The sequence below is a fragment of the Vibrio sp. 10N.222.54.A3 genome (assembly GCF_041474095.1).
GTDB classification, from domain to species: domain Bacteria; phylum Pseudomonadota; class Gammaproteobacteria; order Enterobacterales; family Vibrionaceae; genus Vibrio; species Vibrio crassostreae_C.
In genome coordinates, this window is the sequence record NZ_JBFRTN010000033.1 from 1 (window position 1) to 12,180 (window position 12,180).

Annotated in this window: 12 protein-coding genes; 6 read left to right on the forward strand and 6 right to left on the reverse strand. The window is 43.8% G+C overall.

The features are described from left to right. Positions 1 to 352: 352 nt before the first annotated feature. The 4 genes from AB4507_RS08800 to phaC all read left to right on the forward strand — a co-directional run bounded on the left by AB4507_RS08800 (position 353) and on the right by phaC (position 4,711). On the forward strand, positions 353 to 1,093 hold the full coding sequence (locus AB4507_RS08800) for an SDR family oxidoreductase (protein WP_017062618.1): 741 nt from the start codon (positions 353 to 355) through the stop codon (positions 1,091 to 1,093). A 26-nt stretch (positions 1,094 to 1,119) separates the two neighbouring features. Continuing rightward, positions 1,120 to 2,331: an acetyl-CoA C-acetyltransferase gene (locus AB4507_RS08805; protein WP_102320772.1), complete on the forward strand. Its 1,212-nt coding sequence runs from the start codon at positions 1,120 to 1,122 to the stop codon at positions 2,329 to 2,331. A 130-nt stretch (positions 2,332 to 2,461) separates the two neighbouring features. Then, positions 2,462 to 2,809, forward strand: a complete 348-nt coding sequence (locus AB4507_RS08810; protein WP_017062616.1) for a phasin family protein — start codon at positions 2,462 to 2,464, stop codon at positions 2,807 to 2,809. 75 nt (positions 2,810 to 2,884) lie between these two features. Further along, positions 2,885 to 4,711 (forward strand): class I poly(R)-hydroxyalkanoic acid synthase, encoded by a 1,827-nt coding sequence (gene phaC / locus AB4507_RS08815; protein WP_372182544.1) that lies wholly within the window; start codon positions 2,885 to 2,887, stop codon positions 4,709 to 4,711. 127 nt (positions 4,712 to 4,838) lie between these two features. Here the strand turns inward: phaC and AB4507_RS08820 are convergent, their stop codons facing one another. The 6 genes from AB4507_RS08820 to napF form a co-directional block, all read right to left on the reverse strand. Continuing rightward, positions 4,839 to 4,976 (reverse strand): TIGR02808 family protein, encoded by a 138-nt coding sequence (locus AB4507_RS08820; protein ID WP_372055221.1) that lies wholly within the window; start codon positions 4,974 to 4,976, stop codon positions 4,839 to 4,841. Between the two features lie 11 nt (positions 4,977 to 4,987). Then, positions 4,988 to 5,566, reverse strand: a complete 579-nt coding sequence (locus tag AB4507_RS08825; RefSeq protein ID WP_017069144.1) for a NapC/NirT family cytochrome c — start codon at positions 5,564 to 5,566, stop codon at positions 4,988 to 4,990. A gap of 29 nt (positions 5,567 to 5,595) precedes the next feature. Then, positions 5,596 to 6,051, reverse strand: a complete 456-nt coding sequence (locus AB4507_RS08830) for a nitrate reductase cytochrome c-type subunit (protein ID WP_008219291.1) — start codon at positions 6,049 to 6,051, stop codon at positions 5,596 to 5,598. Between the two features lie 109 nt (positions 6,052 to 6,160). Then, entirely contained in the window at positions 6,161 to 8,650 is a 2,490-nt protein-coding gene (gene napA, locus AB4507_RS08835; RefSeq protein ID WP_104216304.1) for a periplasmic nitrate reductase subunit alpha, read from the reverse strand. Continuing rightward, entirely contained in the window at positions 8,647 to 8,952 is a 306-nt protein-coding gene (locus AB4507_RS08840; protein ID WP_017062612.1) for a chaperone NapD, read from the reverse strand. The genes napA and AB4507_RS08840 overlap by 4 nt, the downstream gene beginning before the upstream one ends. 23 nt (positions 8,953 to 8,975) lie before the next feature. Continuing rightward, positions 8,976 to 9,455 carry a ferredoxin-type protein NapF gene (gene napF / locus AB4507_RS08845; protein ID WP_372182545.1) on the reverse strand — a complete coding sequence of 160 codons (480 nt, stop codon included), beginning with the start codon at positions 9,453 to 9,455 and terminating at the stop codon, positions 8,976 to 8,978. A gap of 253 nt (positions 9,456 to 9,708) precedes the next feature. Here napF and narQ point away from each other — a divergent pair, with 253 nt between their 5' ends. Together narQ and AB4507_RS08855 are read left to right on the forward strand one after the other, a co-directional pair. Further along, positions 9,709 to 11,439 (forward strand): nitrate/nitrite two-component system sensor histidine kinase NarQ, encoded by a 1,731-nt coding sequence (gene narQ / locus AB4507_RS08850; protein ID WP_372182546.1) that lies wholly within the window; start codon positions 9,709 to 9,711, stop codon positions 11,437 to 11,439. After that, a complete protein-coding gene (locus AB4507_RS08855; RefSeq protein WP_008219279.1) occupies positions 11,426 to 12,058 on the forward strand; it encodes a response regulator in 633 nt (210 codons plus the stop codon). Before narQ ends, AB4507_RS08855 begins: the two co-directional genes overlap by 14 nt. Positions 12,059 to 12,180 lie beyond the last annotated feature (122 nt).

Below are 12,180 nucleotides of genomic sequence, written 5' to 3' on the forward strand. Positions count from 1 at the left end.
GTGATCAATCATTTCAAATTCCCACATTGCATTATTCTTGAAACAAGCTGGGAGATATAGATTTATCTCGTATTAACAAAGGCTTATCTGCTTGTTGATAAAAGTAAAATTAAATAAACCTTATTAATATCAGAGCTTTGCGTTAATTTACATGTTCGCAACATTTCATTAATTTTGGGATGCAAGTCTAGTTTTTAATCATAATACGAAAATATTTTATATTTGTAATAATACTTTTTGATTTTGAGTTGTAGGGTTTAATTAAAGCAAAACGTAAAGTTTAATTATCAGCTAAGACATTATCTTATTAACATCATTGTTATTTAATTGCTTGTAAGGGATGGAACCATTAATGAAAAAGCTTGCTTTAATTACAGGGTCAAAAGGCGGTATCGGCTCAGCAATTTCCTCTAAATTAGTTGCAGACGGCTATCGTGTTATCGCGACTTATTTTACTGGAAATTACCAATGTGCCTTGGATTGGTTTAACGAAAAACAATTCACCGAAGATCAAGTGAGATTGTTTGAATTAGATGTTACCAATACTGCGGAATGTGCGCTGAGCTTAAGCAAGTTGTTAGAAGAAGAAGGCACGGTGGATGTACTAGTCAATAACGCAGGTATTACACGTGATAGCGTCTTTAAAAAGATGGATGCCGAAGCGTGGAAAGACGTGATTGAAACAAACCTAAACAGTCTGTTCAACGTGACTCAACCTTTGTTCGCTCCTATGTGTGAGAAAGGTAACTGCCGTGTCATCAACATCTCTTCCGTCAATGGTCTTAAAGGTCAATTTGGACAGACTAACTACTCAGCAGCGAAAGCTGGAATGATTGGTTTTTCTAAAGCTTTGGCTGCAGAAGGCGCTCGTAGCGGCGTAACCGTGAACGTGATTGCCCCTGGCTACACAGCAACTCCTATGGTTGAGCAAATGAAGCCTGAAGTACTGGATTCAATCAAGAACCAAATTCCGATGAAACGCTTAGCAACACCTGTTGAAATTGCAGACGCAGTGGGCTTTTTAGCGAGTGAATCTGGCGCGTACATTACAGGCGAAACATTGTCTGTGAATGGCGGCTTGTACATGCAGTAATTGGCGAAACTGAAGGGGTTGGAATGATGGAAAAAGTATTTATTGTTGCGGCTAAGCGCACTCCTATTGGTGCATTTACCGGGTCGCTAAAAAACGTATCTGCGGGTGAACTGGCTGGCGTTGCGATCAAAGGTGCACTTGAGTCTGTCGATCTTTCGTTAGATGCGATTGATGAAGTAATCGTCGGCAACGTGATTTCGGCAGGTCAAGGCATGGGGGTTGCTCGTCAGGCTTCCATCTATGCAGGGCTTCCTGAGGAAACACCAGCATACGGCGTGAACATGATTTGCGGCAGCGGAATGAAATCAGTGATGGACGCAGCGGCGCACATCAAAGCACAAGATGCTGAAGTGGTTATTGCTGCTGGCGTTGAAGTGATGTCACAAATTCCTTTTGTGGTACCAGCGAGCGTTCGTAATGGTCACAAAATGGGTGACATCTCAATGAAAGACTTACTGGTTGGTGATGGCTTAACCGATGCGTTTAATCACTACCACATGGGCATGACCGCTGAAAATATCGCGAACACGTTGAATATTTCGCGCCTAGCTCAAGATAACTATGCCTTAGAAAGCCAACAAAAAGCCGTTGCTGCGATTGAGGCGGGTAAGTTTAACGAGCAAATCGTGCCTGTAGAAGTTAAGCAGCGCAGACAAACCGTCACTTTTGATACCGATGAGTATCCGAAGTCAGACGCGACATTCGAAGGTCTGCAAAAGCTTCGTCCAGCTTTTGACCGTGAAGGGTCTGTTACGGCAGGTAACGCTTCGGGCATCAATGATGGCGCGAGTGCAATCATCTTAGCCTCAGAGAGTGCAGTAGCGAAATACGGACTGACACCACTGGTAGAGCTAACGAGCTACGCACAGTCTGGATTAGATCCAAAGATTATGGGGTTAGGCCCAGTAGAAGCCGTTTCTAAAACGCTTGATAAGGCGAATCTCACTCTAGAAGAAGTAGATTTGTTTGAATTGAATGAAGCGTTTGCAGCACAAGCTCTTGGCGTAATGTACCAATTGTCAGAGCAGCATGACTTACCGCTTGATGAGTTCAAGCCAAAGGTCAATGTGAATGGTGGTGCAATCGCGCTTGGCCATCCTTTAGGTGCTTCAGGCAATCGAATTATTGTTGCACTCATCCATGAAATGCTTGAACAGAAAACGACTTATGGCGTTGCTTCACTCTGTGTGGGTGGGGGAATGGGAACCGCTGTTTTGCTAAAAGGTATTGAAGGTTAGAGCCTGATATATCGGTAGCAAGCTTAAATATCGGATCAGCTTTTCAAAGCATCGCGAGTTAATCGATGAGCGTTGGCTGAAACGATAGTGACACAAATTTATTAAACTATGTATTCATCAGGAGTTACTTATGTACACGGATATTTTCAAAACAATTACTGACCAAACTGAAAAGCAATTTGAACCGTACTTAAAGTTCAACAAGTTGGTTGCAAAGAACGTCCAAACGATGACAGAACTGCAAATGAATGCAATGCAGACTTACACGAACATGGGTCTTGCGCAAATGAAAGCAGTGACTGAAATCAAAGACGTGACTAGCCTAACGGCGTTCAACAGCCAGCAACTAGCAGCGCTAACTCAATTGTCTCAACAGATGATGAGTGATAGCTCAAAAATGCAAGCTGCTGCAAAAGAGTTCAAAGAAGATGTTGAAACACTAACAACTGAAAACTTGAAAACAGTTACACCTGCATAAATAAAATCGCCATCGAGTCAGCACAGTGTTTACTGTGAGGCTCGGTGGCGATTTTCCGATTATTGGAGTCATGTTATGTTTCAACACTTCTTTTCGGACTACCTTGTTAAACTTCAACAAACAAACCAGCAATGGTGGGAAAACTTTGAACAAAACAAGGAAGCCGCGCAATCTCCCCTAAATCAAGCGATGCAAGAGTTGAATTTTGATGATGCGTCAAAAATCTTCGAGCAAGCCGCCAACCAACCCGCCGTTCTGCTTCAGTTACAATCTCAATGGTGGGAGCAGCAACTTAAGATTTGGCAAAATGCCGCACTGATGGGTAATACCGAAAGCGTCATTACTGAAGAGCGCAGTGATAAACGCTTTATTGATGAAGCGTGGAAAAATGACCCGTTTTACAGCTTTATCAAGCAGTCTTATTTGTTATTCAGCAAAAGCTATATAGACACCATTAATTCAATCGAAGGCATAGACGAGAAAACCAAGGAACGTGTGGCGTTCTTTTCACGTCAGGCTATCAATGCTCTTTCTCCTAGTAACTTCATTGCGACTAACCCAGAGTTGATGAAGCTAACGCTTGAGCGCAATGGTGAGAACTTGCTAGATGGGCTAGAGCAGCTACAAGCTGACGTTGAAGCGAGCGCGGATATCCTCAAGATCCGTATGACCAACAATAATGCCTTCCGATTAGGTGTTGATGTTGCGAACACGGAAGGTGATGTCGTTTTTCAAAATGATCTGTTCGAGCTTATTCAATACTACCCAAAAACACCTCAGGTGAACGCCACGCCTTTGTTGATCGTTCCTCCATTCATCAATAAGTACTACATTCTCGACCTTCGTGAAAAGAACTCAATGGTTCGTTGGTTGCTTGAGCAAGGGCACAGCGTCTTCATGATGTCTTGGCGCAACCCAGGTGAAGCGCAAAAAGACTTAGAGTTCGGTGACTATGTCACGGAAGGCGTAGCGAAAGCCGTGACGGCAATTGAAGATATCACGGGTAAAGAGCAAATCAATGCTGCAGGTTACTGCATTGGTGGTACTGTTCTCGCTTCAACGGTCGCTTACTATGCTGCTAAAAGAATGAAGAAACGCATTAAAACTGCGACCTTTTTTACGACTCTATTAGACTTCTCTCAGCCGGGAGAGGTTGGCGCATATATCAATGAAACGATCATTAACGCCATTGAGAAACAGAACGATGCTAAAGGATTCATGGATGGTCGTTCATTAAGCGTGACATTCAGTTTGCTTCGTGAAAACAGCCTGTACTGGAACTACTACATTGATAACTACCTAAAAGGCAGCAGCCCAATGGAGTTTGATCTGTTGTACTGGAACAGTGACAGCACTAACGTTGCAGCTAAATGCCATAATTTCTTGCTGCGTGAGCTTTACCTTGAGAATAAACTTGTTCAAGACAAAGGCGTGAAAGTAGGCGGTGTCTGGATTGATCTCAATAAGATAAAAATACCAAGCTACTTCATTTCAGCGAAAGAAGATCATATCGCGCTTTGGCAGGGGACTTACCGTGGTGCCTTGAATACCGGTGGCAACAAGACGTTCGTGCTTGGTGAATCTGGTCATATCGCGGGTATTGTTAACCATCCAGGTAAGAAGAAGTACGGGTTCTGGCTGAATGACAACCTAGACGACTCGGCGGATGAGTGGCTAACTAATGCGACTCATAATGAGGGGTCTTGGTGGACACACTGGAATCAGTGGCTACAAGGTTTTGAAACTGACGAAAAAATCGAACCTTTCAATCAAGGCTCAGAGCTTAATCCTGTGATTGGCAAAGCGCCAGGCAACTATGTAAAACAGGTGCTGCCGATTGTCGATCAAGAGCAGGTTGATAAAGAGACCGCAGAGAAAGAAGCGCCAGAAAACGAAGCTTAGGGCGTTAAGTCACATTCAATTATAAAGATACACAACGTCAGATAATAAAAAAGCCACTGAAATCAGTGGCTTTTTCGTATCAACTCATATCAGAATTATCTGGTAGAAGTTGATGGAATCTCGATTGTTAATCGATTTCTTTGTCTTTACCCATAGATAAAATCCAAAGAGATACGGCTGCAACAGCTGCAAAGCCACCAAGAATGATAACTGGCATAGCGCTGTAACCTAGGATGTGCCAAATTACGCTTTCTAAAGTACTCATTCAATCGCTCCTTATTGCCAGCCTTCAACGCCGTGCATGTCTGGTAGTTTGTGTGCAATACCTTTGTGACAGTCTACACACGTTTTTTCACCAGAAGCTAGCGCAGTCGAGTGTTGTTTCGCACTACGGGGGCTCTGCTCTGAGAAGTCCATGTAATCAAACTGGTGACAGTTACGACACTCAAGTGAATCGTTCTTCTTCAAACGAGCCCATTCGCGCTCAGCTAAGTGATGACGACGCTCTTTGAATTTCTCAGGCGTATCAATTGTCTTAGCAATAAAGTGAGCGTATAGCTCTTTTGATGCTTGAACTTTACGAACGATTTTATCAGTCCACTCATGCGGTACGTGACAGTCTGAACAGATTGCACGAACACCAGAACGGTTAGAGTAGTGAATTGTCTCTTGGATTTCAGCAACGATAGGTGCGTGACAGCCAGAACAGAATTCTTCCGTGTTGGTTGCCTCCATACCCGTGTTGAATGCACCCCAGAACAAAAGACCACCCGAGAAACCCAAGAACAAAACAACGCCTACGGCTGCTTTGCTTGGTGTCGCAAGTCTTTTCCAAAACGCTTTTAATAATTTCATATAATAGCCTCTCTACAATACGGCTAAGATTAGCGTAGTGAGTCAACAGGTTTGAACTCGTTCTCTACTAATGGTTTCGCATTAGCTTGAGGAACGTGACACTGCAGACAGAAGTAACGACGAGGTGAAACGTCAGCAAGTACTGCATCTTCACGGTTCATGTAGTGAGTAACACTAATTTTTGTCGCACCCATCTCTTTCGCATTTTTCCAGCTGTGGCAAGACAGACATTTGTTTGCGTTCAGAGAGACTTCGTAGCTACGGATATTGTGAGGTACCAATGGTGGCTGGTATACGTAATCGCTCTCAAGCACTTGGTCGCGAGGGTACTTTTTGAAGTCGTCAGCTGCTCGTGTTGCTTCAAGCTCACTTACACCACGTAAAGACTCTACGCCACCAATGCCGCCAGGGTTATCCAGCTCAGCTTGAGCTACGCCAGCTAGCAAAAGACCGGCTGATAGTAGGGCAGTAATCAGTTTTTTCATGTTAATTTCTCCGCCTAAAGGCTAATTCTTTGAGAGGACTACTTCTTCAAAAGGATGAAAAAGTAGTCGCAATATTAAATACTTAAGATCGTTTCTCTAAGCCTAGGGCTTAAGCAACTTTAGTGATCTTAACTGGACACTTCTTGTAGTCTGTCTGTTTAGACAGAGGATCCGTTGCATCCAAGATCAACTTGTTGATCAGAATTCTTGCATCAAAGAATGGTACGAATACCAAGCCCTGTGGTGGACGGTTACGGCCGCGAGTTTCAACACGCACACGAACTTCACCACGTTTGTTTTCGATAAGAACTTCATCACCACGACGTAGGCCACGAGCTTTAGCGTCAGCAGGGTGCATGTAGCAAAGTGCATCCGGTACTGCTTTGTAAAGTTCTGGTACACGACGAGTCATAGTACCTGTGTGCCAGTGCTCAAGAACACGACCGGTACATAGCCACATATCGTATTCATCGTTTGGTACTTCAGGTGGCGCTTCGTATGGTGCATTGATGATCAGTGCTTTACCATCTGGTTTGCCGTAGAAGTCCCAATCAGAACCTTTCTTAGCATATGGATCTGAACCTTCTTTATAGCGCCATAGTGTCTCTTTACCGTCAACAACAGGCCAACGTAGACCACGAACTTGGTGGTAGCGATCGTATGGTGCTAAATCGTGACCGTGGCCGCGACCAAAGGCTGCGTATTCTTCGAATAGACCTTTTTGAACGTAGAAACCTTGAGCTTGTGCATCGTCGTTAAGCTCTTGAGCTTCAGACAGTGGGAATGCATCAACGTTGCCGTTTTTGTAAAGCACGTCGTACATGGTTTTGCCACGGTACTCAGGCATTTTCGCAACCAGTTCTTCACCCCAAACTTCTTCAATAGTGAAGCGCTTAGAGAATTCCATGATTTGCCATAGGTCAGACTTAGCTTCACCTACAGTTTTCACTTGTTGGTACCATGCTTGTGTACGACGCTCTGCGTTACCGTAAGCGCCTTCTTTCTCAATCCACATTGCTGTTGGAAGGATGAGGTCAGCCGCTTGAGCTGTTGCCGTTGGGTACGGGTCAGAACATACAATGAAGTTATCTGGGTTACGGTAACCTGGCAGACGTTCAGTGTTGATGTTTGGACCCGCTTGCATGTTGTTGTTACACATTACCCAGTAAGCGTTGATTTTACCGTCTTTCAACATACGGTCTTGAAGAACAGCGTGAGCGCCGGGTACCGGTGGAATGGTGCCTTCTGGAAGTTTCCAGATATCTTCTGCAATTTTACGGTGTTTAGGGTTAGCAACCACCATATCGGCAGGTAAACGGTGAGCGAATGTACCAACTTCACGCGCTGTACCACACGCTGACGGTTGGCCAGTTAGTGAGAATGGGCTGTTACCTGGAGTAGAAATCTTACCTGTAAGAAGGTGGATGTTGTATACAAGGCTGTTCATCCATACGCCACGAGTATGTTGGTTCATACCCATAGTCCAAAGTGACATTACTTTGATATTTGGATCGGCATATTGCTTAGCCAGCTTGATAAGGTCTTCTTGAGATACACCTGACATTTCAGACGCTTTCTCAACTGTGTATTCAGCAACAGACGCTTTGTAGTCTTCGAAAGAGATAGCAGTCATTTCGCCTGAGTTAGGGTTTGCGGCTGCTTTCTGTAGTGGATCATCGTCACGCAGACCGTAACCGATGTCTGTCGTTGCTTGCTTGAAGTTCGTGTGCTTGTTCACGAAGTCCCAGTTAACGGCATCGTTTTGAATGATGTAGTTAGCAATGAAGTTAGCAATTGCTAGATCTGATTGAGGTTCGAAGATGTAACCCGTGTCTGCAAGCTCGAAAGAACGGTGGTAGTAAGTAGACAGTACGTTTACTTTAACGTGTGGGTGGCTTAGACGACGGTCTGTAATACGAGTCCATAGTACTGGGTGCATTTCTGCCATGTTTGAACCCCACAGTACGAATGCGTCTGCGTGTTCAAAGTCATCGTAACAACCCATTGGCTCATCAATACCGAAAGTGCGCATGAAGCCTACTACAGCAGAAGCCATACAGTGACGAGCGTTTGGATCTATGTTGTTTGAACGGAAACCCGCTTTCATCATCTTAACGGCTGCGTAGCCTTCCATTACTGTCCATTGGCCTGAACCGAACATACCAACACCTGTTGGACCGTTCTTCTTAAGAGATGCTTTCCATTTCTCAGCCATCACGTCGAACGCTTTGTCCCAAGATACTGGTGCGAAATCACCATCTTTATGGAACTCGCCATCTTTCATACGAAGAAGAGGCTGTTCTAGACGGTCTTTGCCGTACATGATTTTTGAAAGGAAGTAGCCTTTGATACAGTTAAGGCCTTTATTTACTGGTGCTTCTGGGTCGCCTTGAGTCGCAACCACTTTGCCGTTTTGAGTACCTACTAGTACCGAACAGCCCGTACCACAAAAACGACAAGGCGCTTTATCCCACGTGATTTTTGTTTGATCAGAGCTAGCGATCAGGTTGGTTGCTGTTGCCGGTAGTGTTACACCTGCAACGGCTGCCGCTGATGCAGCTGCGTTTGCTTTCACAAACGCACGTCTTGTCATTTTCATACTTCACCCTCAAGTTGAGAATTGTTGCTTCCAGTTTCTAAATCCGTTTCGTCGAGTCCAGTTTCGATTTGGTGATAAACCAAAGCTGTCCCCAAAACGTTCTTAATGTTGTTTATTGCTTCGATGGTGTCCGTTACAAAACCTTGGTTTTCAGTTTCTAGGACCACGATGATTTTGCCTTCAGGGCTATCTCCGTAGATTTCAGCGTTATCGAATTGATCGATCTCCGCTTTGATCTCATTTAGATGCTCAGGGCTCACATGCACGACTAAACTTGATATATGCACTTCATTTAGTGCCATAAATTGCTCTCGTTATTTTTGTTTTATGCATTACTCACAAGAATAGCCGAAGTAGGGCAAATTGCTACGCAGGCCCCACAACCGCTACACTCATTTAACTCGATTTTTGGTAGAGCAACACTGCCTGCTCTAAGTTGAAATTGAATGGCCATAGGTTCACACATGTCACCACAGCTTCGGCATTCAACGTTTTGTTGCGCTAAACACTTATCAGAAATACGTGCTTTTGCTTGCCAAGGCTCTCCTTGCTTTGGCGTAAAAATGGGTTCAGGACAAACGTCTGCACACTGATAGCAGAACGTACATTCATCAATTGAGAAATCGACAGTAGGAAACCCACCATCGCCTACAATGATTATCTCAGTCTCACAACTCTCGATGCATTTACCGCAGCGAGTGCAGTCATCTGCAAAGCTTTCTAGGTTTTTAATCCAAGGCAAACGAATCTGGCTTGAATCAACTTTTCGTCTAGAAAATAGACGGCGTTTTGATAGATCTACCACTAGATACCCATAGATGTTGCTAAGATGTTGTAATTGTAGGTCATTATTCCATTAATATCTTGTAATTTGTCCTCACAAGTAGTGTAGTTTTAGAAACAATTGTATAAATACCCCCTTAGGGCTAATTGGGGGCATATATTGTCTCAGATCAATAAATTACGAAGCGAGTGATCACATATTGAATGGAGCTATGATTTTTGATGTGTGACAATACGATCTTGCTGGCAAGTCATTTATCAATAGGAAGGCTCTTTTGCTTATAAAACCGATTTCATCTGTAACGAGTACGATAGCTAAGTCACTGCTATCCATACTGCTGTTGTCGGTTGCTACGACAGGCTTTGCTATTTTTACATTGGCTTCAAGTTTGAATGATGCAGAAGCGGTGAACGTCGCAGGTTCAATGCGAATGCAGAGCTACCGTCTAGCCCATGATATTCAAATAGAATCAGTTGATTATGATTCTCATATCCGTGAATTCGAAAGCTCTCTTTACTCACCGTCGATGACCAACTTGGTAAGTTGGGAAGTTCCGACAGACATTACAGAAGACTACTATCTAATCATTGGTCGTTGGCATGAGCTGAAACGTGTATTGAACAGTGAAGATCGCAAACACTATCTCGTGTTGGTTGAAAACTTCGTAACTGAAATCGATGGCTTCGTTTTTAAGCTGCAAGAGTTCTCTGAAGATAAGCTGATTAAGCTGGCGTGGGCTGGTGGTATTGGTTTGGGCGGAATTCTCGTCATATCTCTTTTTGTTGTTCACTTTGTACGTAAACAGGTTGTTAAACCGTTGCATGCCTTAGTTGGAGCTAGCCAGCGAATCAAGAACAGTGATTTTGAGGTAGAGCTCAAAGTGACCAGTAGCAATGAAATGGGTATTTTGACGAAAACCTTCAACTCAATGGCGAAAGATCTCGGCGTGCTTTATCGCAATCTTGAAGATGTGGTGGATGCTAAGACGGTAGAACTACAAAATGCTAATCAGTCACTACAGGCACTTTATAATTCGTCACAAGAGCTCACGGTGACGCGTATCGCTCCTGATAACTTCCGAGCTATCTTGCAACACCTCGTGAGCTTGGAAGGGATAGAGTCGCTGAGGCTCGAAATTGTAGATAACTCAGGTCGGTCTTTGATTATGGATGAAGGCTACGATTCGAATTTAGATTACGAAAAGTTCGAGATGAAGCTCGATGATAACGAACTCATTCTCGGTTACTTGTACTGTTCGTATCACCATGGGCATTCTACCAAGGCGCTGATCGAGAGCTTTATTCAACTGTTATCTCGAGCTATTTATTATAATCGCGCCCAAAAGAAAGCCGAACAGCTTATTATTATGGAAGAACGTGCAACGATCGCACGTGAGTTGCACGATTCTTTGGCTCAATCACTGTCGTATTTGAAAATCCAAGTTACATTATTAAAGCGTGTGATTGGTAAATTGCCAGAGCAGCAACACAGAGAGCAGTCAGAGCAGATAGCGGCGGAAATCGGTAATGGTTTAGCAGACGCCTATACTCAGCTAAGAGAGCTACTCACCACATTCAGGTTGACCATAAAAGAGGGCAACTTTGGAGATGCCTTGAGCACCATGCTTGAGGAACTCAGTGAAAGAACCGATGCGAAGATTAACCTCACCAATAATCTTTCATCGATTGAACTTGATGCACACAGTCAGGTTCACTTGCTTCAATTGATTCGTGAAGCAACAATAAACGCAATAAAACACGCCAATGCCGACTTGATAGATGTATGCTGTATCGATGAGGACGGTGAAGTGTTAGTCGTGATTAAAGACAATGGAGACGGCTTTGACTCAAGTAGTTCTAAAATGAACCACTATGGGATGAGCATTATGCAGGAGCGTGCGGCAAGACTGAATGGCGACTTAACGATTGAAGCGGCTCAAGGTGAAGGCTGTACAGTCATATTGAAATATAAAAGTTTGAAGGAAGTTAAAGTTGACGATTTGTAAAGTAATGCTGGTTGATGATCATCCATTGATGCGCAGAGGTATAAGCCAATTACTGAGCTTTGAAGACGAATTCGAAGTGATTGCAGAAGCAAGTAACGGCACTGAAGCGGTTGCTCTCGCTCATGAAGAAGAACCTGATTTGATCCTTTTGGATCTCAACATGAAGGGCATGTCTGGGTTAGATACCTTGAAAGCACTTCGTACTGACGGCTCAAGCGCAAACATTGTAATCCTAACTGTCTCTGACAGCCCTGCAGACATTGAAGCGATTGTAAAAGCAGGTGCTGATGGCTACCTGTTAAAAGACACTGAGCCTGATGAATTGATCGAACTGCTCAAGCAAGCACACAGTGGCGATAAAGCTTACAGCAGTGTGGTTGCTCGCTACCTAAACGACGCTGGCAGCCGCAACGACATCTTTGACCAACTGACTGAACGTGAAATGCAGATCCTTCAAGAAGTCGCGAAAGGTTACCGTAATAAGCAGATCGCCGATCACCTGTTTATTTCTGAATCGACAGTTAAGGTACATATGAAAAGCTTGTTGAAAAAGCTGCAAGTGCCTTCCCGTACCGCTGCAACGGTTCTGTATCTAGAACGCTATGGTGAAATGAAGTAGGGCTTGTTCCTTTGAGATAACACTATTTCAAGCCTGACTGTTTATACATTTTGTACATGTCTCGATAGTTTTAACGATGTTGAGAAAGTGACATTAAAAAAGGCGCTGAACTTATTAAGTTC